The sequence below is a fragment of the Streptomyces sp. JHA26 genome, assembly GCF_002005565.1.
In the GTDB taxonomy this organism is placed as follows: domain Bacteria; phylum Actinomycetota; class Actinomycetes; order Streptomycetales; family Streptomycetaceae; genus Streptomyces.
Map to the genome: position 1 here is coordinate 27,442 of NZ_BDJC01000017.1, position 24,514 is coordinate 51,955.

Sequence of the window (24,514 nt, forward strand, 5' to 3'; positions counted from 1 at the left end):
TCGCGGACCGTGCGTCCGCTGTCGGTGGCGTGGGCGAGACTTGGTCCGTGGCACCCACTGACGAGACCGGGCAGGCGGCCCGGCACACCCCTCCGCCCGGCACGACGCCGCCCGCCCCGCCCCCGGCCGGCGGCAACGCGGGGCCAGGCGCCCGTATGCCTCGCTGGCTGCCGCGGGCCATGGTGCTGGCTCTTTCGCTGATCGCCGTGTTCCAGCTGGGCAGCTGGGCCTTCCACCAGCTCACCGGCCTGCTGATCAACATCCTCATCGCGTTCTTCCTGGCGCTCGCCATCGAGCCGGCGGTGAGCTGGATGTCCGCGCGCGGCATGCGCCGCGGGCTGGCCACCTTCATCGTCTTCCTCGCCGTGCTGATCGCCGCCGCGGGATTCGTGACACTGCTCGGCTCCATGCTCGCGGGGCAGATCGTCAAGATGGTCGAGGACTTCCCCGACTACCTCGACTCCGTGATCAACTGGGTCAACGGCCACTTCCACACCGAGCTGAGGAGAGTGGACGTCCAGGAGGGCCTGCTCCGTTCCGACTGGCTGCGCAACTACGTGCAGAACAGCGCCACCGGCGTCCTCGACGTGTCCGCGCAGGTCCTCGGGGGCCTCTTCCAGATGCTGACGATCGTGCTGTTCTCGTTCTACTTCGCCGCCGACGGCCCCCGGCTGCGGCGCGCGCTCTGCTCCGTCCTGCCGCCCGCCCGGCAGGCCGAGGTCCTGCGCGCGTGGGAGATCGCCGTGGACAAGACCGGCGGCTACCTGTACTCGCGCGGTCTGATGGCATTGGTCTCCGGCGTCGCGCACTACATCCTGCTGGAGATCCTGGGGGTGCCCTACGCGCCCGCGCTCGCGGTGTGGGTGGGTCTGGTGTCGCAGTTCATCCCCACCATCGGCACCTATCTCGCGGGTGCCCTGCCCATGCTGATCGCCTTCACGGTCAACCCCTGGTACGCGCTGTGGGTACTGGGCTTCGTGGTGGTCTACCAGCAGTTCGAGAACTACATGCTGCAGCCCAAGCTGACGTCGAAGACCGTGGACATCCACCCCGCGGTCGCCTTCGGCTCGGTCATCGCGGGCACCGCCCTCCTGGGCGCCGTCGGCGCGCTGATCGCCATCCCGGCGGTCGCCACGCTGCAGGCCTTCCTCGGGGCGTACGTCAAGCGCTACGACGTCACCGACGATCCACGCGTGCACGGGCACCGCGACCGTCGTGGGACGGGGGGAGGGGCCTTCACGCGCATGCGGAAACTGTGGACCCGGCGACCGGACGCGGCACTCCCCGGGGAGGACGGGCCCGGCGACGGCACCGCCTGAGCGCCCCCCGGGCGGCCGGGTCAGTACGTCAGACCGGCCCACACCCCGGCGGCGACGACCGCGGCCGCACAGCAGACCACCGCCACGGCCACGATCCGTCGCCGTACCGTCGCGGTCCACGGGGTCAGGGACAGCAGTTGGGCCAGTACCGGCAGGACCAGGACGGCGTGCAGGCTCACCCCGTGCAGCGGCTTGAGCGGGGCCGTGGAGTGGTAGGCCGCCTCCTGGTGGCCGGTCCGGGTGAGGACCACACCCCGCGCGATCATCGCGGCGCCCGAAGCCAGCCCGACGAGCAGCATCGCGAACCCGGAGCGCACGGCGAGGGCCATGCCCACGGGTCCCGTGGGCCGGTGGCGGAACGACACGAGCGCGAGCGCGCCCAACAGCACGACCAGGACGCCGCCGCCCACCGCGAGGGACATCGACACGGCCGTGTCGAACGACGTCTCCATGTCGAGGTGCGAGGGGACTTTGCGCCACGCCTGGAGGGTGATGCCGGCGACCTCGAGGACACAGTCGGCCGCGAACACGGCGAGCAGGGCGGCGCGCGGCCCCGGCCGGACGCGCAGGTACGAGGTGATCCAGGTGACGGCGATCAGGGTGGCCCCGAAGGACAGCCCGAACGTCACCGGCTTGCGCCAGGAGACGGGCCCGGTCCACGGCCCGCCGTCCACGGCGAACACCGCCAGGTGGAAGAGGCCGGAGAGGACCAGGAGAAGGCCGGTCGCGTGGCACGCGCGCGTCACCGCGGACCGGCCGGGCGGCGGGCCGGCCGCGGACGACGGGTCCGGTGCGGCCCCGCGGACGGTGCCGGCGGCGGTTCGGGAGGCCCTCTCGTTCTGCATGGCACGAGCCTGGCCCGGGACCGGCCGCCCGGTCGTCGTCCGGCCGGAGACACCCGCCGTACACCGGGGGGAGCAGGAGACCCCGCCCGGACTCCGGCGGGGGAGGCGGCCGTACGCGGGAACCGCGGGGCCCTCGCCTCGCACCGCGTGCGCGCACGTCGGCCGCCGACACCGTAGACGTACGCTCGGAGGCACCGTGTGACGCGCTTGACACAAAAATCGAACATCCATTCTCATGGAGGCTCCGGCGAGGCTCGTGACGGGCGATTCGACTGGGTTTGGACGGAGAAATGCCCGAGTTATCCACAGGCCGGACCCGCACCGAGGCTCATTGTCAGTGGCAGGCATTAGCGTCTTTGACGTGAAGCGATCGAATCAAGCAAACCGGGTGGAACCCATGGCAGGAACCGACCGCGAGAAGGCCCTGGACGCCGCGCTCGCACAGATTGAACGGCAATTCGGCAAGGGCGCGGTCATGCGCATGGGCGAGCGGTCGCAGGAGCCCATCGAGGTCATCCCGACCGGCTCGACCGCGCTCGACGTGGCCCTCGGCGTCGGCGGTCTCCCGCGCGGCCGGGTCGTGGAGATCTACGGCCCCGAGTCCTCGGGCAAGACGACCCTGACCCTGCACGCCGTGGCGAACGCGCAGAAGGCCGGCGGCCAGGTCGCGTTCGTGGACGCGGAGCACGCCCTCGACCCCGAGTACGCGAAGAAGCTCGGCGTCGACATCGACAACCTGATCCTCTCCCAGCCGGACAACGGCGAGCAGGCCCTCGAGATCGTGGACATGCTGGTCCGCTCCGGCGCCCTCGACCTCATCGTCATCGACTCCGTCGCCGCGCTCGTCCCGCGTGCGGAGATCGAGGGCGAGATGGGCGACAGCCACGTGGGTCTCCAGGCCCGGCTGATGAGCCAGGCCCTGCGGAAGATCACCAGCGCGCTCAACCAGTCCAAGACCACCGCGATCTTCATCAACCAGCTCCGCGAGAAGATCGGCGTGATGTTCGGCTCCCCGGAGACCACGACCGGTGGCCGCGCGCTGAAGTTCTACGCCTCCGTGCGCATCGACATCCGCCGCATCGAGACGCTGAAGGACGGCACGGAGGCGGTCGGCAACCGCACCCGCTGCAAGGTCGTCAAGAACAAGGTCGCGCCGCCCTTCAAGCAGGCCGAGTTCGACATCCTCTACGGCCAGGGCATCAGCCGCGAGGGCGGCCTGATCGACATGGGCGTGGAGCACGGCTTCGTCCGCAAGGCCGGCGCCTGGTACACGTACGAGGGCGACCAGCTCGGCCAGGGCAAGGAGAACGCGCGCAACTTCCTGAAGGACAACCCCGACCTCGCCAACGAGATCGAGAAGAAGATCAAGGAGAAGCTGGGCGTCGGCGTGCGTCCCGAGGAGCCGGCCACCGAGCCGGGCACGGATGCCGCGGCCTCCGCAGCCCCGGCCGACGCCGTACCGGCGGTGCCCGCCCCCGCGACGGCCAAGACCACCAAGTCCAAGGCCGCGGCAGCCAAGAGCTGACCCGTGACACGACGAACCGACTGGTCCGAGTACGCCTGCCCGGACGCCGCCGCGCGGGAGCGCGAGCGGCGGAGACCGGGCGAGGCGGGCTCCGCCGGAGCGGAGGGCGACGGCTACGGGGCGGACGGCACGGACGGCCCCGCGCCGTACGACACCGGCGAGCCGCACCGCGGTGACGGTTCGCGTCGGGGCGGCGGCCGGGCTCGTGGGGCGGGCGGCTCCTGCCGGCGTCGCCGGCACGAGGACGCGGAGCCGTTCAGCGAGGACGGAGGTGCCACTTCCTCGTCGAGGGCCGAGAAGGAGGAGCCTCCGCGGGACCCGGTGGAGCAGGCACGGGCGATCTGCCTGCGCCTGCTCACCGGGACCCCGCGCACCCGCAGGCAACTCGCCGACGCACTGCGTAAACGGGAGATCCCGGACGAGGCCGCGGAGGAGGTGCTGTCCAGGTTCGAGGAGGTGGGCCTGATCAACGACAGCGCCTTCGCCGACGCCTGGGTCGAGTCCCGGCACCACGGCCGCGGACTGGCCCGGCGCGCTCTCGCCCGGGAACTGAGGACCAAGGGCGTGGACTCCACCCTCATCGACGCGGCGGTGTCCCAGCTGGACTCCGAGCAGGAGGAGGAGACCGCGCGGGAGCTCGTCGCCCGCAAACTGCGCGCCACCCGCGGCCTCGACCGCGACAAGAGGCTGCGCCGCCTCGCCGGCATGCTGGCCCGCAAGGGCTACCCCGAGGGCATGGCCCTGCGGGTGGTCCGCCGGGCGCTGGAAGAGGAGGGCGAGGACACGGAGTTCCTCGACGACGAGGGCTTCTGACCGGACACGGCGGCGTCCGGCCCGAGCCGACGGGCAGAACGCGCTACGGCACGGTCACCGGCAGTCCCGCCGTCCGCCACGCCTGGAACCCGCCGACCAGATCGGTGGCCCGGCGCAGACCCAGGCGGTGCAGCGACTCCGCGGCGAGGCTGGAGGCGTAGCCCTCGTTGCACACCACCACGACACGCAGGTCGTGGCTCGTGGCCTCGGGGAGCCGGTGGCTGCCCTGCGGGTCCAGCCGCCACTCGAGCTCGTTGCGCTCGACCACCAGCGCGCCCGGGATGAGGCCGTCCGTATCGCGCAGGGAGGCGTACCGGATGTCGACCAGCAGGGCCTCCCCCGCCTCGGCGGCTTCGTACGCGGCGCGCGGCTCGATGCGCGCGTAGCCCCGGCGTACCCGCTCCAGCACCGCGTCGATCCCGTTCGGTTCGCTCACTGCCAGTCCTCCGGACGTTCGACCTCCGCCAGGCGCAGGACCTGGCCGCTGCGACTGTAACGACGGATCCGCGGCAGGGGCGGGTAGTAGGCGTGGACGGAGATCGCGTGTCGGCCGGGAGACTCGTTGAGCACCTCGTGGACGTGGTGCCGTCCGAAGGCGCGTCCCTTTCCCGCGGGCAGCCGGCGCTCTCGGTCCACGCCGTCGGTGAGCTCCAGGACCTTCCAGCCGTCGGTGGGCAGCCGGGCGGCGAGCGCGTTCTCCTTGAGCTCGCCGGCCGCGGTCACGAAGGCGCCCACCGAGTCGGCGTGGTCGTGCCAGCCGGTGCCCGTACCGGGCGGCCAACCGATCAGCCAGGCCTCACTGCCGCCGGGCCCTTCCAGCCGCACCCAGGTACGGCCCTCGGGGTCGAGGGGGAGCGAGGCGATCAGTTCGGCGTCGGCGGCGACGCGCTGGACGAAGTCGAGGAGGTCGGCCTGAGTCGGCGCGGGCGCGGGCGCGCTCGTGGCCGTCGAGGAAGGGACAGGGGCAGGGGCAGAGGAGGACACGGACACGGATACCGTCCTGGGAGTTCGCGAGGGAGCGCGCGGCGGCATGCCGAGGCGGGGCGCGCGGAGGGAAACGATGCGAAATCAGCAGGACGGGCGACACACGCAGCCCGCATAGCGGACGAGGTCCATGTGGACCCTCCGCCACAGGCGCACATCGGTGTCGGTCACGCTCCGGAGTAGACCATGGCGGAAGGAACCGGTCAACTCACCGTCACCCCGCGGACGGCGACGGCGGACAGCGGCCGCCGATCGCGCGCCCGCCCGTCCGGGCAGCGCCCGCCCCGGCCGGCGGAGAGCACGCCACGGGCGACCGCTCAACGGGCCCCGGCCGCAGCCCCGGCCTCGGCTTCCGCCTCCGCGGCCGCCTCCTCCGCACCGCCCAGCGCCGCCTCCGCCGCCGTGTACAGGTCGGCCGGACGCACCCCGTTCAGCGCCGTGACCAGAAAGCCGTCGGGCCGCACCAGCAGCACCGTGTGCGCCGCGGCCCCGGGGTAACTCTCGGCGACCAGCAACTCGGCACGGTGCGGCAGCGCCGTCACCGCCGCCGCCAGCCGGGGCATGACCCCGGCGGACACCCAGTGCTTGCGGTCCCACACCCCCGTGCCCGGCGCGATCAGCACCACCAGCAGCGCACCGCGCCCCAGCCGGTCCCGCAGCCGCACGAACGTGCCGTCCTCCGCCGTGACCCGCACGTCGGTGACGGGAGCTCCCGGCACCGTGCCGACGGCCGCCTCGCCGTCGAGGCGCGGAGGCATGAGCGGCGAGGCGGCGTGCGTCCCCGGTGCCCCCAGCGTCCCGCGCCCCAGGTGACCGTCGGCGAGCAGCGCGTCGTGGCCCCGGGCCGCGCCGGGGACGTACGACCGCAGGCCCCCGCCGCCGCGCAGCAGCGGCAGTGCCTGGTCGGCGGCGCGCAATCGCGCCGCGACGGCCGTGCGCCGCTCCTTCTGGTAGCTGTCGAGCAGGGCCTCGTGGGGCCCGTGGTGCCAGGCCAGGGCGAGTTTCCAGGCCAGGTTGTCGGCGTCCCGCAGCCCCTCGTCGAGGCCCTGGGTGCCCAGCGCGCCGAGCAGATGCGCCGCGTCCCCGGCGAGGAACACGCGGCCCACCCGCCAGCGGCGGGCCAGCCGGTGGTGGACCGTGTGGACGCCGGTGTCGAGGAGTTCGTACACCGGGGTGGCCCCGGCCCGCCAGCCGGTGAGGGTCTCCCGGATCCGGTTCACCAGCAGTTCGGGCGTGATCAGGTCCTTGCCCGGCGGCAGCAGCCAGTCCAGGCGCCACACACCGTCCGGCAGGGGCCGGCCGACGATCTCGCCGGCCGACGGACCGGACGTCCGCCAGGGCGGCGCGCGGTGGAGCAGCGCCTCGTCGGTCCAGGGCAGCTCGGTGCGCAGTGCGGCGACGGCGTATCGTTCCACCGCCGTACGGCCGGGGAAACGGATGTCCTGGAGCTTGCGCACGGTCGAGCGGGGACCGTCGCAGCCGACCAGGTGACTGCCGCGCCACCAGGTGCCCTGGGGGCCGCGGGTGTGGGCGATGACGCCGGACGTCTCCTGTTCGAGGCCGACCAGACGGCTGTCCATCGCGACCTTCACGAGGGGTTCGCGGGCCAGGGCGGCGCGCAGGACACCGGTCAGCACGTGCTGGGCGATGTGCAGCGGCGCCGGGCAGGCGTCGTCGAACGCGACCTCGCGCGTCACCTGCTTGCGCCGCATCGCCCGCCATCCGGCCCAACGGAAACCCGCCTCGTCCAAGGAGGTTCCGGCCAGTCTCTCGACGAGGGCGACGACGTCCTCGCGCAGGACGACGGTACGCGCCGGGCGCGGTTCGTCCTTGCCCGGACCTTCGTCGAGGACGACGCAGGGCACCTCCTGACGCGCCAGCGCCAGGGCGAGCGTGAGCCCGACGGGCCCCGCTCCGGCGATGATCACCGGGTCCACGGTGCGGTGCCCCCTGCCTGTGACGGCGTCCCGGGGGACGTGGGTGAACAGGAAGTTGGAGCAGGGTGCACGGTCACAGAACGTATGCAACCCATTGCCGCTGCTTGCGTCAAGCGACGGAGGCAGTGGCGATCATGCCACTGCCTCCGTGATGGTCGCACACTCCGGTCGGGTGTCAGGTCTTGGCCACGCCGGTGCCGGCGGCCGGCGTTCCGGGCGTGCCCGCGTCATCCACCTTGAGCACCGCACCGGTCGACTTCTTGGCCCGCCGCAGCCGCCGCTCCAGCCAGCTCGCGAAACTCGTCAGGGCGAAGTTGAGCGCGATGTAGATGACGGCCACCACGGTGAAGCTCGCGATGGTGTTGGCGCCGTAGTAGGCACTCATCGTGTTGGCGGACGAGAGCAGCTCGGGGAAGGTGAGGACCGCGCCGCCGAGGGCGGTGTCCTTCACGATCACGACCAGCTGGCTGACGATGGCCGGCAGCATCGCGGTGACCGCCTGCGGCAGCAGGATCAGCCGCATGACCTGTCCCTTGCGCAGGCCGATCGCCATCGCGCCCTCGGCCTGTCCCTTGGGCAGGGCCAGGATGCCGGAGCGGACGATCTCGGCGAGGACCGAGGCGTTGTACAGCACGAGGCCCGTGACCACCGCGTACAGCGGCCGGTCGTCCGAACTGACGTCGGTGTACTCGGCGAACAGGGCGAGGCCGAAGATCATCAGGACCAGCACGGGGATGGACCGGAAGAACTCGACGACGATCGCGGCGGGAACGCGGACCCAGACGTGGTCCGACAGGCGGGCGATGCCGAGGACCGCGCCGAGCGGCAGCGCGATGACCACCGCGACGAAGGCCGCCTTCAGGGTGTTCTGCAGAGCGGGCCAGATGTACGTGGACCAGGCCTCGCTGCCCGAGAAGAACGGCTTCCACTTCGCCCACTCGAGCTGGCCCTTGTCGGCGAGCGTGCTGAACACCCACCACAGCAGCGCCGCGAGAGCGACGAAGAAGACGACGTTGAACAGGATGTTGCGCCGCTTGGCGCGCGGACCCTGGGCGTCGTAGAGAACGGAACTCATCGCTTCACCGCCACCTTCTTGCCCACCCAGCCGAGGATCAGGCCGGTCGGCAGCGTCAGAATCACGAACCCGACGGCGATGACCGCGGAGATCAGCAGCAGCTGCGCCTCGTTCTCGATCATCTCCTTCATCAGCAGCGCGGCCTCGGTGACACCGATGGCGGCGGCCACCGTGGTGTTCTTGATGAGAGCGATCAGTACGTTCGCCAGGGGGACGACGGAGGAACGGAACGCCTGCGGCAGCACCACGAGCCGGAGGACCTGGCCGAAGCTGAGGCCGATCGCCCGCGCCGCCTCCGCCTGACCGACCGGCACCGTGTTGATGCCGGAGCGCAGCGCCTCGCAGACGAAGGACGAGGTGTAGAGGATCAGACCGAGGACGGCGAGCCGGAAGCTGATCGTCTCGATGTCGTCGGAGCCGAGGGTGACGCCCAGGGTCTGGTACAGACCCAGTGACGCGAACAGGATGATGACGGTCAGGGGAATGTTCCGCACGATGTTCACGTACGCGGTCCCGAAGCCGCGCATCAGCGGCACCGGACCGACCCGCATGGCGGCCAGGGCGGTGCCCCAGATCAGGGAGCCGACGGCCGAGAGCACAGCGAGCTGCACGGTCGTCCAGAAGGCTCCCAGCAGGTCGTAATCCTTAAGAAAGTCGAACACGATCTCCCGCGCTTTCGCGTGTAGGGAAGCCCGCCCCGGTGCGCCGCCCCTTCCGGCGGACGGCGCACCCTGTCAGGCGCTGCCTCAGCTCTTGATGTCGCCGATCTTCGGCGCGGGCTCGTTCTTGTAGTTGGCCGGGCCGAGGTTGGTGTCCACGGCCTTCTGCCAGGACTTGTCGGCGACCATCTCCTCGAGGGCCTTGTTGATCTTGTCCTTGAGGTCGCTGCCCTTCTTGACGCCGATGCCGTAGTTCTCGTTGGTCATCTTGAAGCCGCCGAGCTTGAACTTGCCCTTGAACTGCGACTGCGAGGCGTAACCGGCGAGGATCGAGTCGTCCGTGGTCAGCGCGTCGAGGGTGCCGGTCTGAAGGCCGTTCAGGCAGGCGGAGTACGTCGGGAGGTTCTGCAGCTGGGCCTTGGGAGCCAGCTTCTTCTTGACGTTCTGGGCCGAGGTCGAGCCGGTGACCGAGCACAGCTTGGCGTTGTTGAGGTCCTCCGGCGACTTGATCTTGTCGTCGTCGGCGCGGAGCAGCACGTCCTGGTGGGCGAGCAGGTAGGGGCCGGCGAAGTCGACCTTCTCCTGGCGCTCCGGGGTGATCGAGTAGGTGGCGGCGATGAAGTCGACGTCACCGCGCTGCAGCATGGTCTCGCGGTCGGCGCTCTTCGACTCCTTCCACTCGATCTGGTCCTCGGTGTAGCCGAGCTTCTTGGCGACGTAGGTGGCGACGTCCACGTCGAAGCCCCGGTAGCCGTCCGGGGTCTTCTGGCCGAGGCCCGGCTGGTCGAACTTGATGCCGATGGTGATCTTCTTGCCACCACCGGAGCCGTCGCCGTCGCCGTCGCCGCCACAGGCGGTGGCGGTCAGGGCGAGGGCGAGGACGGTGGCCGAGGCGGCGGTGACCTTGCGGAGCTTCATGGGGAACATCCTTTGGCTGTGATCGAACTGCGATCGGACGATCAGCGGATCAAACGATCAGATGCGGGCCATCAGGGCCGGATGACGAAAGGCCGGGCGACGGGACGGGTGACGAAGCGACGGGCGGTGCGGTTCGTCGGCGCCCTGCCGGGAGCGTCAGTGATGGAGGATCTTCGACAGGAAGTCCTTGGCGCGATCGCTGCGCGGATTGCTGAAGAACTGCTCCGGCGCGGCCTCTTCGACGATGCGGCCGTCCGCCATGAACACCACGCGGTTGGCGGCGGACCGGGCGAAGCCCATCTCGTGCGTGACCACGATCATGGTCATGCCGTCCTGGGCGAGCTGCCTCATGACCTCCAGGACCTCGTTGATCATCTCCGGGTCGAGAGCCGACGTCGGCTCGTCGAAGAGCATGACCTTCGGGTCCATGGCCAAGGCCCGCGCGATGGCGACACGCTGCTGCTGACCGCCGGAGAGCTGGGCCGGGTACTTGTCCGCCTGGGCGCCCACGCCGACCCGGTCGAGCAGGGCCCGGGCCTTCTCCTCGGCCTTCTTGGCGTCGACCTTGCGGACCTTGACCTGGCCCAGGGTCACGTTCTCGAGCACGGTCTTGTGCGCGAACAGGTTGAAGGACTGGAAGACCATGCCGACGTCGGCGCGCAGCCGGGCCAGTTCCCTGCCCTCGGCGGGCAGCGGCTTGCCGTCGATCGAGATCGTGCCGGAGTCGATGGTCTCCAGGCGGTTGATGGTGCGGCACAGTGTGGACTTGCCGGACCCGGAGGGCCCGATGACCACGACGACCTCGCCGCGGGTGATCGTCAGGTCGATGTCCTGGAGCACGTGCAACGCGCCGAAGTGCTTGTTGACATTCCTCAGCACGACCAGTTCGCCGGTCGCGGCCACGTCTTCCTTGGCCACCGATACTTCGGTCATCGCTTTCGGGCTCCGTCCTCCTCGTTTTGGGAGGACAGTAGTAACGCCTGACGAGCTGCGTCTCCACATCTGAGGGGAATCTGAGCATCACGATCCGATAGCAATCGGACACACGTCGTAGCTCGGGCGAGCAGGGCGCATATCGGCCGTATAACTTCGAGCGGCCGCAACCGGAACCCTCTTGACGCCGTCCTCCTCCATCGGCGTCACTTCACAGGGCACGCGCGCGCGTGCCCTGCGCCGCGCACCCATCCTGTCGTACCCGTCCTGTTGTATGCATCCCGATCGTACGGCCGATGAACCGAAGGAGGCCCGGATGAGACTGCTGCTCGTCGAGGACGACAACCACGTCGCCGCCGCCCTGTCCGCGGTCCTTGCCCGGCACGGCTTCGACGTCACCCACGCGCGCAACGGCGAGGAGGCGCTCCAGGCGCTCGTGCCCGAGGGCGACTGCTTCGGCGTCGTCCTGCTCGACCTCGGCCTGCCCGACCAGGACGGTTACGAGGTCTGCGGCAAGATCCGCAAGCGCACCAGCACCCCGGTGATCATGGTCACCGCCCGCTCCGACGTCCGCTCCCGCATCCACGGCCTCAACCTCGGCGCCGACGACTACGTGGTCAAGCCGTACGACACCGGGGAACTGCTCGCCCGGATCCACGCCGTCAGCAGGCGCACCGCCCACGAGGACACCCCGGGCACCGCCGAGAGCGCGGTGCGCCTCGGAGCCGTGCTCATCGAACTGCCGACGCGCCGGGTCAGCGTCGACGGCGCGGCCGTCCAGCTCACCCGCAAGGAGTTCGACCTCCTCGCCCTGCTCGCGCAGCGTCCCGGTGTGGTCTTCCGCCGGGAGCAGATCATCAGCGAGGTGTGGCGCACCAGCTGGGAGGGGACCGGGCGCACCCTGGAGGTGCACGTCGCCTCCCTGCGCGCCAAGCTGCGCATGCCCGCGCTCATCGAGACCGTGCGCGGCGTCGGCTACCGCCTCGTCGCCCCCACCGCGTAGCGGGGCCGGGTGCGCACACGCCTGCTCCCGCTGCTCATCGTCCTGATGGCGGCCGTGCTGCTCGCCCTCGGTGTGCCGCTCGCCGTCAGCGTCGCCCGCGCGGAACAGCAGCGGGTCGTCGTCGACCGCATCGACGACACGGCGCGCTTCGCCGCGCTCGCCCAGTTCGTCACCGAGTCCCCGCCGGGCGGCTCCCGCCCGACCACGACGGACGAGCGCCTGGAGACCCTGCAGACCGAACTCACCAGCTACCACGAGGTCTACGACATCCGGGCGGGTGTCTTCTACCGCAACCAGATCCCCATGGCCAACGCGCCGACGACCTGGTTCCTCCCGCGGACCGGCGAGGTGCGCGACGCCTTCGGCGAGGCGTTGCTCAGCCGCCGCAGCCACGATCCGCAACAGGTGTGGCCGTGGGAGGACGGCCGGCTCGTGGTCGCCTCGCCGGTCATCCGGGACGGAGACGTCGTCGCGGTCGTCGTCACCGACTCGCCGACCGACGCGATGCGTTCCCGGACCCTGCGCGGCTGGCTCGTCATCGGAGCCGGCGAGATCGCCGCCATGCTGCTCGCCGTGGGCGCCGCGCTCCGGCTGACCGGCTGGGTGCTCAAGCCGGTACGGGTCCTCGACGCCACCACCCACGACATCGCCACCGGGCGGCTGAAGTCCCGGGTGGCGCCGTCCGGAGGGCCACCGGAACTCAGGCGCCTGGCCCGGTCGTTCAACGAGATGGCGGACCACGTCGAGGACGTGCTGGAGCAGCAGCGCGCCTTCGTCGCCGACGCCTCGCACCAGCTGCGCAACCCCCTGTCCGCGCTGCTGCTGCGCATCGAACTGCTCGCGCTCGAACTACCCGAGGGCAACGAGGAGATCGCCTCCGTCCAGGCCGAGGGCAAGCGCCTCGCCCGGGTCCTGGACGACCTGCTCGGCCTGGCGCTGGCCGAGCACACCGGGGCCGACCTCGAGGTCACCGACGTCGGCGCGCTGGCCGCCGAGCGGCTGGCCGCCTGGACACCGACCGCCGAGGCCAAGGGCGTACGGCTGGACGGTGACTGCCCGCCGACCACGGGCTGGGCCGACCCGGTGGCACTCTCCAGCGCCCTGGACGCGGTCATCGACAACGCGGTGAAGTTCACGCCGCCCGGCGAGGGGGTCCGCGTCACGGTCTCCTCCACCGGCGACGCCGTCACCGTCGTCGTCACCGACAACGGGCCCGGCCTGACCGACGAGGAGCTCTCCCGGGTCGGCGACCGCTTCTGGCGCAGCGGACGGCACCAGAACATCAAGGGTTCGGGCCTCGGCCTGTCCATCTGCCGGGCCCTGCTCGCGGCGGGCGACGGCACGATCTCCTTCGGCCACCACGAACCGCACGGACTGACCGTGACGGTCACGGTGCCGAGAACGGCAGCCCGCAAAGGGGCCTGACGAAGCACTGCTAGGGCTTCACCGACCGGTAGTACCGCCGGGCGCCCTCGTGCAGCTCCAGCGGATCGGTGTAGATCGCCGTCCGCAGGTCCACCAGCTGGGCGGAGTGCACGTGCGCCCCGATGCCGTCGCGGCTGTCCAGGACCGCCCTGGTCAGCCATTCGGTGAGCCGCGGATCCATGTCCGCGCGCGTGATCAGCAGGTTGGACACCGCCATCGTCGGCACCACGGCACCGTTCTGGACGGCGGGGTACGCCGACTCCGGGATGTTGGTGGTGCGGTAGTAGCGGGTCGCGCCGCCGGACTCGTGCAGCTTGGTGACGAGGTCCTCCCCTATCGGCACGAACCGGAAGGCGGCGGTCTCGGCTATCTCCTTGAGGCCGTCCGTCGGCAGACCGCCCGACCAGAAGAACGCGTCGATCTCGTGGCCCAGCCGTCCGGGCCCGGTGTCGATGCCGTCGGACCGGGGCGTGATGTCACGCTCCGGATCGATGCCGGCGGCCCGCAGCAGCCGGGTGGCGATCAGCCGCACGCCGGAGTTCGGCAGCCCGACGGCCACCCGCTTGCCCCGCAGGTCGGCGACGGACCGGATGTCCGAGTCGGTCGGGACGACGAGCTGCACGTAGTCGTCGTAGAGCCGGGTGACACCGCGCAGCCGGCCGGCGCCGGTACGGTCGGCGATCTTGTACGTCTCCACCGCGTCGGCCGCGGCGATGGTGAAGTCGGCCTCCCCGGACGCCACCCGCTCGACGTTCTCCTGCGATCCCGCGCTGGTCATCAGCCGCACCTTCAGGCCCGGCATGTCCTTGCGCAGCTCGGTGCGCAGCAGCTCGCCGTACTTCTGGTAGACCCCGGCGCGCGTGCCCGTGCTGAACGTGATCGTCCCGCTCGGCGGCCTCTCGCCCAGGGGCAGCAGCCACCACAGCAGCAGCCCCAGGACGACGACACCGGCGCCCGCGCCGATGAGGGCACGGCGCCCGCCGGCACGGGAGAACATCGAGGACATGCGTGCGATCCTGCCAGCCCGCCCCGGCGCTGACCAGGGCCGGGCACACCCGGCGGGGCCGCGCGGGCGCACGGGCGGTGTCAGTGGCGCTCGCTACAGTCGTCGGCATGAGCAGCTCCTCGCCCGCCGACCTGGTCCGCGCCTTCCACCTGGCCTTCGGACTGGACGCCCGCAGCACCCCGACCGAGGTCGCGCCCGCCCTGGCCGCCCAGCGGGGCGCACTGCTCGCCGAGGAGGCCGCGGAGGTCGCCGAGGTGTCGGTGACCGGTCCGCTCGACCGGCTCGCGCACGAACTGGCCGACGTGGTCTACGTCGCCTACGGCACGGCCCTCGTCCACGGCATCGACCTCGACGCGGTGATCGCCGAGGTCCACCGCTCCAACATGACCAAGCTGGGCCCCGACGGCCGGGTGAGCCGCAGAGCCGACGGCAAGGTGCTCAAGGGCGACCACTACGAGGCCCCGGACGTGGCGGGCGTCCTGCGCCGGCAGGGGTGGGAGCCCGGGGCGCCGGACGCCTGACCCCCGGCCCGGTTCAGTCGCCCACCGACGCCTCCGCGGACCGAGGCGCCTCGTCGGGCACGTCCGCGGGTCGGTCCGGGTTGGCGCGGCGACGGAACAGGCGCAGCGCCAGCGGCTCGGTGAAGCGGGCGGTGAGGGGGCCGAGGACGACCAGGATGAGCACGTAGGCCGTGGCCAGCGGACCCAGGGACGGTTCGATGCCGGCCGACACCGCCAGTCCGGCGATGACGATGGAGAACTCGCCGCGCGCCACCAACGCACCGCCCGTGCGCCAGCGGCCCTTGACGGAGATCCCGGCGCGCCGCGCCGCCCAGTACCCGGTGGCGATCTTCGTCACGGCGGTGAGCAGGGCCAGCGCCAGCGCGGGCAGCAGCACCGGAGGGATGCTGGCCGGGTCGGTGTGCAGGCCGAAGAAGACGAAGAAGACCGCGGCGAACAGGTCCCGCAGCGGACTCAGCAGCGTGTGCGCACCCTCCGCGACCTCCCCGGACAGCGCGATGCCCACCAGGAACGCCCCGACCGCGGCCGACACCTGGAGCTGCTGGGCGACGCCCGCGACCAGGATGGTCAGGCCGAGCACCACCAGCAGCAGCTTCTCCGGGTCGTCGCTGGAGACGAACCGGGAGATCAGTCGGCCGTAGCGGACCGCCACGAACAGGACCAGCCCGGCGGCGGCCAGCGCGACCGCCAGCGTGATGCTGCCGGTCATCAGCCCGGCACCGGCCACCAGCGCGGTGACGATCGGCAGGTACACCGCCATCGCCAGGTCCTCCAGGACCAGCACGCTCAGGATGACCGGGGTCTCCCGGTTGCCGACCCGGCCCAGGTCGCCGAGGACCTTCGCGATGACACCGGACGACGAGATCCAGGTGACGCCGGCCAGGACGACGGCGGCCACCGGGCCCCAGCCCAGCAGCAGCGCGGCCACCGCACCCGGTACCGCGTTGAACGCGCAGTCGACCAGACCGGCGGGATAGTGCGACTTCAGGTTGGTGACCAGGTCACCGGCCGTGTACTCCAGGCCGAGCATCAGCAGCAGCAGGATGACGCCGATCTCGGCGCCCGTCGCGACGAACTCCTCGCTCGCGCCCAGCGGCAGCAGTCCGCCCTCGCCGAAGGCCAGGCCGGCCAGCAGGTACAAGGGGATGGGGGAGAGGCGGTAGCGGCCGGCGAACCGGCCGAGCAGCCCGAGCCCCAGGATGATGGAACCGAACTCGATCAGCAGAACCGCGGAGTGCACAGGCTCACTCCCGCCCGAGTATCGCCGCGGCGGAGTCGACGCCCTCACGGGTGCCGATGACGATCAGGATGTCACCGCCGGACAGCCGGAAGTCCGGTGCAGGCGACGGGATCGCCTCGGCCCGGCGCAGCACCGCCACGACCGACGCGCCCGTGTCGGTGCGCATCCGCGTCTCGCCCAGCACCCGCCCGTTCCAGCGGGACGTCGCGGACACCTCGATCCGCTCGGCGACCAGCCCCAGGTCGGTCGTGTACAGCAGGCTCGCGCTGTGGTGGGCCGGCTTCAACGTGTCGATCAGCGCGTCGGCCTCCTGCCCGGTGAGCCGGAGCGAATGGGCGCAGGAATCGGGATCGTCGGCCCGGTACACGTTCACCGTGCGGGCGCCGTCACGGTGCGCCACCACCGACAGGTGGCGGTGTTCCCGGGTCACCAGGTCGTACTGGACCCCGATGCCCGGTAGCGGCGTCGCCCTCAGGCGTGGAGCGGACATCAGGTCTTCCCCTCTTTCGTCCTGCATGCATTGCTTGTCCGGCTGCGCGTTTCCGCACGTCCGTGACGTGCTCGCGGCCCCGTCATGCTGTCACCCGCACGTACGGTGGCGGTATGGGTGTCATGACGGATATACGGAGCCGGTCGTGGTCGGTGAGGCTGGTCCCGGCCGTGTGGCGGACGAGGGCCGAAAGGGGCGGGAAGCGGACCGTGTCGCTGTTCTGGCGGATCTTCTCGCTCAACGCCGCGGGCCTGGTCGTGGCCACCGCGCTGCTGCTGGGACCGGTCACCGTCTCGACGCCCGTCCTGCCGCACGAGGCGCTCGTCCTGTTGGTCGGCCTCACCGCCCTGCTGGCCGGCAACGCGGTCGTCCTGCGCATAGGACTCACCCCGCTGCAGCGGCTGGGCCGCGCCATGAGCACCGCCGATCTGCTGGTGCCCGGCACCCGCCCGGAGGTCGCCGGCCCCGCCGAGGCCGCCGAGCTGATCGCGACGTACAACACGATGCTCGACCGGCTTCAGGCCGAGCGCGCCGCCGGCGCCGGCCGCGCGCTGCACGCCCAGGAACGCGAGCGCCACCGCATCGCCCGCGAGCTGCACGACGAGGTCGGCCAGACGCTCACCGCCGTCCTGCTCCAGCTCAAACGCGTCGCCGACCGGGTGCCCGGTGAGCTGCGCGAGGAGGTGTCCCTCGCCCAGGAGGCCACCCGCGCCGGTCTGGACGAGATCCGCCGCATCGCGCGCCGGCTGCGCCCGGGCGTCCTGGAGGAGCTCGGCCTCGCCAGCGCCCTGCGCGCACTGGCCGCCGAGTTCACGCAGCACGGGCTCACCGTCACCCCCCACGTTCCCGGCGACCTGCCCCGGCTCTCCCCGGAGGCGGAACTGGTGATCTACCGGGTCGCCCAGGAGGGCCTGACCAACACCGCCCGTCACGCCGCCGCCGACCGCGCCGACCTCACCCTGCGCCCCCTGCCCGGCGGCGTCGAACTGCTCGTCCGCGACAACGGCACCGGCCTCGGCGACACCCCCGAGGGCGCCGGGATCCGCGGGATGCGCGAACGGGCCCTGCTGATCGGAGCCGAGATCCACCTCGAAACCGCCCCCGGCCGGGGCACCGGCGTACGCCTGCGCGTCCCCGCCCCGACCCGGTACGGGGACGCCGCCGCGGACCCGGCCACGGCCCGAGCCGCCGAATCGACCGCGGACCGGATCACGGGACCGACCGCTCCCCCCGCCGCAGGCCGGATCACGGACCCGACCGCTCCCCCCGTCACAGACCGCACCGGAGACCGCACCTGATGCCCGCACGGCCCCCGATCCGCGTCCTGCTCGCCGACGACCACACCCTCGTCCGCCGCGGAGTGCGCCTCATCCTGGACGGCGAACCGGACCTGACGGTCGTCGCCGAGGCCGGGGACGGCGCCGAGGCCGTCGCCGCGGCCCGGGCCACCGAGGTCGACCTCGCCGTCCTGGACGTCGCCATGCCCCGCATGACCGGTCTCCAGGCGGCCCGTGAACTCTCCCGCCGCCTGCCACGGCTGCGCATCCTCATCCTGACCATGTACGACAACGAGCAGTACTTCTTCGAGGCCCTCAAGGCCGGGGCCTGCGGATACGTCCTCAAGTCCGTCGCCGACCGCGACCTGGTGGAGGCGTGCCGGGCGGCCGTGCGCGACGAGCCGTTCATCTACCCGGGCGCGGAGCGGGCCCTCGTCCGCTCCTACCTGGACCGCCTGCACAGGGGCGGCGGCCTGCCCGAGCGGCCCATCACCGAACGCGAGGAGGAGATCCTCAAGCTCGTCGCCGAGGGCCACACCTCCAAGGAGATCGGCGAGCTGCTGTTCATCAGCGCCAAGACCGTCGAACGCCACCGCGCCAACCTCCTGCAGAAGCTGGGCGTCCGCGACCGGCTGGAACTCACCCGGTACGCGATCCGCGCGGGCCTCATCGAGCCCTGACCGGCCCCGGCCCGCCGAGACCCCGGTTGTCCACAGGCGGCCCGGGACACCGCCGCGGACCGCCTACCCTTAGTGCCATGAGCAGCATCGACCGGAGCCAGTCAGCGGGCGGCACGCGCACCTACGAAGTACGCACCTACGGGTGCCAGATGAACGTCCACGACTCCGAGCGATTGTCCGGGCTGCTGGAGGACGCGGGCTACGTCCGCGCCCCCGAGGGTTCCGACGGCGACGCGGACGTCGTCGTCTTCAACACCTGCGCCGTGCGGGAGAACGCCGACAACAAGCTGTACGGCAACCTCGGCCACCTCGCCCCGAAGAAGGCGAGCCGGCCCGGGATGCAGATCGCGGTCGGCGGCTGCCTGGCGCAGAAGGACCGCGACACCATCGTCAAGCGCGCCCCCTGGGTCGACGTCGTCTTCGGCACCCACAACATCGGCAAGCTGCCCGTCCTGCTGGAGCGCGCCCGCGTGCAGGAGGAGGCGCAGGTCGAGATCGCCGAGTCCCTGGAGGCGTTCCCGTCCACGCTGCCCACCCGGCGCGAGAGCGCGTACGCGGCGTGGGTCTCCATCTCCGTCGGCTGCAACAACACCTGCACCTTCTGTATCGTCCCGGCGCTGCGCGGCAAGGAGAAGGACCGTCGCCCCGGCGACATCCTCGCCGAGGTCGAGGCCCTGGTCGCCGAGGGCGTCTCCGAGATCACCCTGCTCGGGCAGAACGTGAACGCCTACGGCTCCGACATCGGCGACCGCGAGGCCTTCAGCAAGCTGCTGCGCGCCTGCGGGAACATCGAGGGCCTGGAGCGCGTCCGCTTCACCTCCCCCCACCCGCGCGACTTCACCGACGACGTCATCGCCGCCATGGCCGAGACGCCGAACGTGATGCCGCAGCTGCACATGCCGCTGCAGTCCGGCTCGGACCCGGTCCTGAAGGCGATGCGCCGCTCCTACCGGCAGGAGCGCTTCCTGGGGATCATCGAGAAGGTGCGGGCCGCCATCCCGCACGCGGCGATCACCACCGACATCATCGTGGGCTTCCCCGGCGAGACCGAGGAGGACTTCCAGCAGACGCTGCACGTGGTGCGCGAGGCCCGGTTCGCCCAGGCCTTCACCTTCCAGTACTCCAAGCGGCCCGGCACCCCGGCCGCCGAGATGGACGGCCAGATCCCCAAGACCGTCGTGCAGGAGCGGTACGAGCGGCTCGTCGCCCTCCAGGAGGAGATCTCCTGGGAGGAGAACAAGAAGCAGGTCGGCCGCACCGTCGAGCTGATGGTCGCCGAGGGCGAGGGCCGCAAGGACGGCACCACCCACCGCCTCTCCGGCCGCGCCCCCGACAACCGCCTCGTGCACTTCACCAAGCCCGAGCAGGAGGTCCGCCCCGGCGACGTGGTGACCGTCGAGATCACCTACGCCGCCCCGCACCACCTCCTCGCCGAGGGCGCGGTGCTCGACGTGCGCCGTACGCGCGCGGGCGACGCCTGGGAGAAGCGCAACGCCGCCGAGCGGGCCAAGCCCGCCGGCGTCATGCTGGGCCTGCCGAAGATCGGCGTGCCCGAGCCCCAGCCCGCCGTGGCGAGCGGCTGCGGCTGCGACTGACCGCAGGGCGCGGCGCCTCCCCGCGGGCGCGCGGGGTTACGCTGCCGATCATGCTTGTCGCCGCCGCAGTCTGCCCCTGCCCGCCGCTCCTCGTGCCGGAGGTCGCCGCGGGTGCCGCACCCGAGCTGGACGCCGCGCGCGCCGCGTGCACGGACGCGCTGGGCGTGCTCGCCGCCGCCCGGCCCGACCGGCTCGTGGTCGTCGGCCCCGCACCGGACACCGGGCCCCGGGCCTACCCGGCGGGCACGCGCGGTTCGTTCCGCGGCTTCGGCGTGGAGCTCGACGTGTGCCTCGGCACGGACGAGGCCCCTGGCGGGGAACCGCAGCCCGGGACCGAGCTGCCGTACGGCCTCGCCGTGGGCGCCTGGCTGCTGTGGCGGACCGGGTGGGCCGTCGCCCCCGTCGAGGGGCTCGGTGTCGGCGAGCACCTCCCGCCCGAGCGGTGCGCCGCCCTCGGCCGGGACGTCGCCGCGCGGGCACCGCGGGTGGCGCTGCTGGTGCTGGGCGACGCCAGCGCGTGCCGCACGCTCAAGGCCCCCGGGTACCTGGACGAGCGGGCGGCGCCCTTCGACGCGGAGGCCGGACGTGCCCTGGGGGCGGCGGACGTGGCCGCCCTCGCGGCACTGGACCCCGGACTGGCCCGTGAGCTGAAGGTGTCCGGGCGGGCCCCCTGGCAGGTCCTGGCGGGCGCGGCCGGGGGCACGGCCCTCACCGGTGCGCTGCTGTACGAGGACGCGCCGTACGGGGTGGGCTACGTGGCGGCCGCCTGGTCGTAGGGCGCCGGCGGCGGACCGGACCGGGCGGACCGGCGGCGGCACGCCGCGTGCGCCGGGAACGGGACGCCGCGTGTACCGGGAACGGGACGGCGGGCGGCCGCGGAGCCGGTCCGCTCCACGGCCGCCCGCCGGTGTGCCCGTCGGCGTCCCGGCGGTCCGCCCGTTCGCGCCGGGGCGCGCGGGCGGATCAGGAGGTCGGCGGTGGTCCCGCCGGTGGTGGCCCGCCCGGAGGCGTGCCCCCGGGCGGCGTCCCCCCGGGCGGCGTGCCTCCGGGCGGGGTGCCCGGGGTGCCCTCGACGTGGTCCTTGTGGGCGAGGCGGTCCACGGCGCCCTTGGCCTTGCCCGTACCCGTCCGGATCCGGTCGCTGTACTTGCCCTTGGTCCTCTCGTCGACGGTCCTCGCCACCTTGTCGAGACCGCGGTCGATCTTGTCCCCGTGCTGCTGCGCGAGGTCGGACACCTTGTCCTTCGCCGGTCCCAGCCTGGCCTTCACGTTGTCCAGCAGACCCATGGTTCGCCCTCCCTCGGGGAGCGGTCGGATGCGGGCGCCCCTGCCGGCCTCGTCGTCGACGGCGTCGCCCGCGGACCGCCGCCCGGGGACCCCGGCGCTCCCGGAGCCGGCGGCCCGGCGGCCGGCGCCTCCTCCGTGGGCCTCACCCTCCGAAAAAACCGTACAGAACGCCTATATCACCTCCATACGGTACTCGCGCGGGTGACATCACGCGGCATCCGGTGCGGTCCCTCGCACGCTCGCGGCCGGCGCCCCGGTGGGCCGGGGGGCGAGCCCCCGCGACGGGCGACGAGCCCCGTTCGTACCGCCGTGCAACTCGTTCGAGGGCAGGGTGCGGGGTTTGGGACACTGGGGCGGTGAGCAGCGCACCCCCCGCCCCCCGCGTCATCGCCGTCGTCGGTCCCACCGCGGCCGGAAAGTCCGATCTGGGCGTCTTCCTGGCCCAGCGGCTCGGAGGCGAGGTCGTCAACGCCGACTCCATGCAGCTCTACCGGGGCATGGACATCGGCACCGCCAAGCTGACGTCCGAGGAGCGCAGCGGTGTCCCGCACCACCTGCTCGACGTCTGGGACGTGACCGTCACGGCCTCGGTCGCCGAGTACCAGCGCCTCGCCCGGGAGCGGATCGACGCGCTGCTCGCCGAGGGACGCTGGCCGATCCTGGTCGGCGGCTCGGGACTGTACGTCCGCGGTGCCGTCGACAACCTGGACTTCCCCGGCACCGACCCCGAGGTCAGGGCCCGGCTGGAGGAGGAGCTCGCGCTCCGCGGCTCGGGGGCGCTGCACGCACGGCTGGCCGCCGCCGACCCCGGTGCCGCACGGGCGATCCTGCCGAGCAACGGACGCCGGATCGTGCGGGCCCTGGAAGTGATCGAGATCACCGGCAAGCCGTTCACCGCCAACCTCCCCGGCCACGACTCGGTCTACGACACCGTGCAGATCGGCGTCGACGTGGCCCGTCCCGAACTGGACGAGCGCATCGCCCGCCGGGTCGACCGGATGTGGGAGGCCGGGCTGGTGGACGAGGTGCGGGCGCTGGAGGCGCAGGGGTTGCGCGAGGGGCGTACGGCGTCGCGCGCGCTGGGCTACCAGCAGGTGCTCGCGGCGCTCGCCGGAGAGTGCACGCTGGAGGAGGCGCGGGCCGAGACCGTCCGTGCCACCAAGCGCTTCGCGCGCCGTCAGGATTCGTGGTTCAGGCGCGATCCGCGGGTGCACTGGTTGAGTGGGGCTGTGGCGGACCGCACGGAACTTCCGCGGCTTGCGCTGTCGTTGGTCGAACGACCGGTTACAGCCTGATCACGTGATGGCATCGGGACGCCCCGGCCGTCATCGCGGCCTCCGGCACCGTGCCATCATCGAGCTTCGATCGACCGAGTGAGTCCTAAGTGGGGAGGGCGCGTGGCGATGGAGGCCGGCCCTCGTGACACCGCACCGAGCACCGAGCACGGCACCGCCGACCACGGCGGGACGGAGCCGGACGGAGCCGGCCTGAGCCCCGACGGCCCCGACGAGACGCCGGGCGGTGTGGCCGCCGACGGCCCCGAGCCCGGCGAGATGTACGGGGACGAGGTCGAGGTGGAGCTGCGTCCGCAGCGACGGCTGCGGATCTGGCAGCTCGCGCCCATCGTGTGCCTGGCCTCGCTCGGCTCCCTGATGTTCGCCTTCCCGCTCGCCTTCGACTTCGGTGACAGCGGCGCCGTGATCGCGATGCTGGGCCTGCTGATCTGCTCCTGCGCGGCCGGCTGGGGCATGATGGCCGCCCGCCGGGTCGGCCACACCTGGCCGGGCCTGCCGCAGCGCGGTTCGGGACGCCGTGCCGACTGGCGGGTGGTCCTCGCGTACGTCCTCGCCGTCGCCGCCGTCGTCGTCCTGGCCGTGTGGCGGGTGGCCCGCCTGCGCGGCTGACGCCGCGGACCCCGCGGGGCCGCGGCGCGGACCTGCGCCGGTGCCGCCGGACGCCCCCGGGCGGGGCCCTGTCGTCCCGAGGACCGGAGCGCTCGTCGCCGTGTCACGGGTAAGCCGTACGATCGAGGAATGAGCACGCGGATCGCCTTCCTCAAGGGTCACGGCACCGAGAACGACTTCGTGATCGTCCCGGACCCCGAGAACGCCGTCGACCTGCCGCCCGCCGCCGTCGCCGCCCTGTGCGACCGCCGCGCGGGCATCGGCGGCGACGGACTGCTGCACGTGGTGCGGTCCGCGGCGCACCCCGATGCCGAGGACATGGCGGCCGAGGCCGAGTGGTTCATGGACTACCGCAACGGTGACGGCTCCGTCGCCGAGATGTGCGGCAACGGCGTGCGGGTCTTCGCGCGCTACCTCCAGCACGCCGGCCACGTCACCGCGGGCGACCTCGCCGTCGCCACCCGCGGGGGCGTGAAGCGGGTCCACCTGTCCAAGGACGGAGACGTCACGGTGGGCATGGGCCGGGCGCTGCTGCCCGAGGGCGACGTCGAGGTGAGCGTCGGCGGGCGCAGCTGGCCCGCGCGGAACGTGAACATGGGCAACCCGCACGCCGTGGCCTTCGTCGCCGACCTGGAGCACGCGGGCGACCTGTACGACCCGCCGTCCCACCGGCCGGCCTCGGCCTACCCGGACGGGGTGAACGTCGAGTTCGTCGTCGACCGCGGACCCCGTCACGTGGCGATGCGCGTGCACGAGCGCGGCTCCGGGGAGACCCGGTCGTGCGGCACCGGCGCGTGCGCCGTCGCCGTCGCCGCCGCCCGCAGGGACGGCGCCGACCCGGCGGTCACCGGCACCCCGGTGACGTACACCGTCGACGTGCCCGGCGGCACCCTGGTGATCACCGAGCGGCCCGACGGCGGGATCGAGATGACCGGCCCCGCGGTGATCGTGGCCGAGGGCGAGATCGACGCGACCTGGCTGGAGGAGGTCCTGACCTGAACCACAGCCCGGACCATGACACTCAGTGCGAAAACGTAAACCCCCGGGCCTTCGCTCGAATGGGTGATCCGTTTCACGC

The 24,514-nt window shown here is 72.3% G+C and carries 26 protein-coding genes; 13 read left to right on the forward strand and 13 right to left on the reverse strand.

Annotated elements, in window-relative coordinates; all coding sequences use genetic code 11:
- Positions 1-47 precede the first annotated feature (47 nt).
- A complete protein-coding gene (locus JHAT_RS13285; protein ID WP_171990880.1) occupies positions 48-1,319 on the forward strand; it encodes an AI-2E family transporter in 1,272 nt (423 codons plus the stop codon).
- A gap of 20 nt (positions 1,320-1,339) precedes the next feature.
- Here JHAT_RS13285 and JHAT_RS13290 read toward each other — a convergent pair whose 3' ends face one another.
- On the reverse strand, positions 1,340-2,164 hold the full coding sequence (locus JHAT_RS13290) for a hypothetical protein (RefSeq protein WP_253195484.1): 825 nt from the start codon (positions 2,162-2,164) through the stop codon (positions 1,340-1,342).
- A 397-nt stretch (positions 2,165-2,561) separates the two neighbouring features.
- On the opposite strand from JHAT_RS13290, the gene recA reads away from it, so the two are divergent.
- A complete protein-coding gene (recA, locus tag JHAT_RS13295) occupies positions 2,562-3,689 on the forward strand; it encodes a recombinase RecA (RefSeq protein ID WP_077798339.1) in 1,128 nt (375 codons plus the stop codon).
- A gap of 3 nt (positions 3,690-3,692) precedes the next feature.
- Positions 3,693-4,502, forward strand: a complete 810-nt coding sequence (recX, locus tag JHAT_RS13300) for a recombination regulator RecX (RefSeq protein ID WP_077798340.1) — start codon at positions 3,693-3,695, stop codon at positions 4,500-4,502.
- A gap of 43 nt (positions 4,503-4,545) precedes the next feature.
- Here recX and JHAT_RS13305 read toward each other — a convergent pair whose 3' ends face one another.
- The 8 genes from JHAT_RS13305 to JHAT_RS13335 form a co-directional block, all read right to left on the reverse strand.
- Positions 4,546-4,938: a rhodanese-like domain-containing protein gene (locus tag JHAT_RS13305; RefSeq protein ID WP_077798341.1), complete on the reverse strand. Its 393-nt coding sequence runs from the start codon at positions 4,936-4,938 to the stop codon at positions 4,546-4,548.
- Entirely contained in the window at positions 4,935-5,534 is a 600-nt protein-coding gene (locus JHAT_RS13310; RefSeq protein ID WP_375603561.1) for a cysteine dioxygenase, read from the reverse strand. Before JHAT_RS13310 ends, JHAT_RS13305 begins: the two co-directional genes overlap by 4 nt.
- A 36-nt stretch (positions 5,535-5,570) precedes the next feature.
- Positions 5,571-5,657 (reverse strand): putative leader peptide, encoded by an 87-nt coding sequence (locus tag JHAT_RS35950; protein WP_311605579.1) that lies wholly within the window; start codon positions 5,655-5,657, stop codon positions 5,571-5,573.
- Between the two features lie 146 nt (positions 5,658-5,803).
- Entirely contained in the window at positions 5,804-7,423 is a 1,620-nt protein-coding gene (locus JHAT_RS13315; RefSeq protein WP_077798343.1) for an FAD-dependent monooxygenase, read from the reverse strand.
- A gap of 175 nt (positions 7,424-7,598) precedes the next feature.
- A complete protein-coding gene (locus tag JHAT_RS13320) occupies positions 7,599-8,498 on the reverse strand; it encodes an amino acid ABC transporter permease (protein ID WP_077798344.1) in 900 nt (299 codons plus the stop codon).
- Positions 8,495-9,160 carry an amino acid ABC transporter permease gene (locus tag JHAT_RS13325; protein WP_077798345.1) on the reverse strand — a complete coding sequence of 222 codons (666 nt, stop codon included), beginning with the start codon at positions 9,158-9,160 and terminating at the stop codon, positions 8,495-8,497. The genes JHAT_RS13320 and JHAT_RS13325 overlap by 4 nt, the downstream gene beginning before the upstream one ends.
- Positions 9,161-9,244: 84 nt before the next feature.
- Positions 9,245-10,075, reverse strand: a complete 831-nt coding sequence (locus JHAT_RS13330; protein WP_077798346.1) for a glutamate ABC transporter substrate-binding protein — start codon at positions 10,073-10,075, stop codon at positions 9,245-9,247.
- A gap of 156 nt (positions 10,076-10,231) precedes the next feature.
- On the reverse strand, positions 10,232-11,008 hold the full coding sequence (locus JHAT_RS13335) for an amino acid ABC transporter ATP-binding protein (RefSeq protein ID WP_077798347.1): 777 nt from the start codon (positions 11,006-11,008) through the stop codon (positions 10,232-10,234).
- A gap of 316 nt (positions 11,009-11,324) precedes the next feature.
- Between JHAT_RS13335 and JHAT_RS13340 the strand changes: the two genes are divergently transcribed.
- Both JHAT_RS13340 and JHAT_RS13345 read left to right on the forward strand, forming a co-directional pair.
- Complete coding sequence (locus JHAT_RS13340) at positions 11,325-12,011, forward strand: response regulator transcription factor (RefSeq protein WP_077798348.1); 687 nt, start codon at positions 11,325-11,327, stop codon at positions 12,009-12,011.
- A gap of 9 nt (positions 12,012-12,020) precedes the next feature.
- Positions 12,021-13,436, forward strand: a complete 1,416-nt coding sequence (locus JHAT_RS13345) for a HAMP domain-containing sensor histidine kinase (RefSeq protein WP_077798349.1) — start codon at positions 12,021-12,023, stop codon at positions 13,434-13,436.
- Between the two features lie 10 nt (positions 13,437-13,446).
- On the opposite strand, the gene JHAT_RS13350 is transcribed toward JHAT_RS13345, so the two are convergent.
- Positions 13,447-14,442 carry a TAXI family TRAP transporter solute-binding subunit gene (locus tag JHAT_RS13350; RefSeq protein WP_077798350.1) on the reverse strand — a complete coding sequence of 332 codons (996 nt, stop codon included), beginning with the start codon at positions 14,440-14,442 and terminating at the stop codon, positions 13,447-13,449.
- Positions 14,443-14,549: 107 nt separating this feature from the next.
- Here JHAT_RS13350 and JHAT_RS13355 point away from each other — a divergent pair, with 107 nt between their 5' ends.
- Entirely contained in the window at positions 14,550-14,963 is a 414-nt protein-coding gene (locus tag JHAT_RS13355; RefSeq protein ID WP_077798351.1) for a MazG nucleotide pyrophosphohydrolase domain-containing protein, read from the forward strand.
- A gap of 13 nt (positions 14,964-14,976) precedes the next feature.
- On the opposite strand, the gene JHAT_RS13360 is transcribed toward JHAT_RS13355, so the two are convergent.
- Positions 14,977-16,203 (reverse strand): cation:proton antiporter, encoded by a 1,227-nt coding sequence (locus tag JHAT_RS13360; RefSeq protein WP_077798352.1) that lies wholly within the window; start codon positions 16,201-16,203, stop codon positions 14,977-14,979.
- 4 nt (positions 16,204-16,207) lie between these two features.
- Entirely contained in the window at positions 16,208-16,693 is a 486-nt protein-coding gene (locus JHAT_RS13365; RefSeq protein WP_077798353.1) for a cation:proton antiporter regulatory subunit, read from the reverse strand.
- A gap of 209 nt (positions 16,694-16,902) precedes the next feature.
- Here JHAT_RS13365 and JHAT_RS13370 point away from each other — a divergent pair, with 209 nt between their 5' ends.
- The 4 genes from JHAT_RS13370 (at position 16,903) to JHAT_RS13385 (ending at position 21,021) form a co-directional block, all read left to right on the forward strand.
- The gene (locus JHAT_RS13370; protein WP_253195485.1) at positions 16,903-17,991 is read left to right on the forward strand and encodes a HAMP domain-containing sensor histidine kinase; all 1,089 of its coding nucleotides are present in this window, start codon (positions 16,903-16,905) and stop codon (positions 17,989-17,991) included.
- Positions 17,991-18,650 carry a response regulator transcription factor gene (locus JHAT_RS13375; protein ID WP_077798355.1) on the forward strand — a complete coding sequence of 220 codons (660 nt, stop codon included), beginning with the start codon at positions 17,991-17,993 and terminating at the stop codon, positions 18,648-18,650. The genes JHAT_RS13370 and JHAT_RS13375 overlap by 1 nt, the downstream gene beginning before the upstream one ends.
- Before the next feature lie 77 nt (positions 18,651-18,727).
- Positions 18,728-20,245 carry a tRNA (N6-isopentenyl adenosine(37)-C2)-methylthiotransferase MiaB gene (miaB, locus tag JHAT_RS13380; protein WP_077798356.1) on the forward strand — a complete coding sequence of 506 codons (1,518 nt, stop codon included), beginning with the start codon at positions 18,728-18,730 and terminating at the stop codon, positions 20,243-20,245.
- Positions 20,246-20,295: 50 nt separating this feature from the next.
- Positions 20,296-21,021, forward strand: coding sequence for a class III extradiol dioxygenase subunit B-like domain-containing protein (locus tag JHAT_RS13385; protein ID WP_077798357.1), 726 nt, complete (start codon positions 20,296-20,298; stop codon positions 21,019-21,021).
- Between the two features lie 187 nt (positions 21,022-21,208).
- Here the strand turns inward: JHAT_RS13385 and JHAT_RS13390 are convergent, their stop codons facing one another.
- The gene (locus JHAT_RS13390) at positions 21,209-21,532 is read right to left on the reverse strand and encodes an antitoxin (RefSeq protein ID WP_077798358.1); all 324 of its coding nucleotides are present in this window, start codon (positions 21,530-21,532) and stop codon (positions 21,209-21,211) included.
- A 356-nt stretch (positions 21,533-21,888) separates the two neighbouring features.
- Here JHAT_RS13390 and miaA point away from each other — a divergent pair, with 356 nt between their 5' ends.
- From miaA to dapF, 3 genes are all read left to right on the forward strand, one after another.
- Complete coding sequence (gene miaA, locus JHAT_RS13395; RefSeq protein ID WP_077798359.1) at positions 21,889-22,827, forward strand: tRNA (adenosine(37)-N6)-dimethylallyltransferase MiaA; 939 nt, start codon at positions 21,889-21,891, stop codon at positions 22,825-22,827.
- Positions 22,828-22,935: 108 nt separating this feature from the next.
- Positions 22,936-23,436 carry a hypothetical protein gene (locus JHAT_RS13400; protein WP_171990881.1) on the forward strand — a complete coding sequence of 167 codons (501 nt, stop codon included), beginning with the start codon at positions 22,936-22,938 and terminating at the stop codon, positions 23,434-23,436.
- A gap of 129 nt (positions 23,437-23,565) precedes the next feature.
- Positions 23,566-24,435 (forward strand): diaminopimelate epimerase, encoded by an 870-nt coding sequence (gene dapF, locus JHAT_RS13405; protein ID WP_077798361.1) that lies wholly within the window; start codon positions 23,566-23,568, stop codon positions 24,433-24,435.
- The last annotated feature ends 79 nt before the right edge of the window (positions 24,436-24,514 follow it).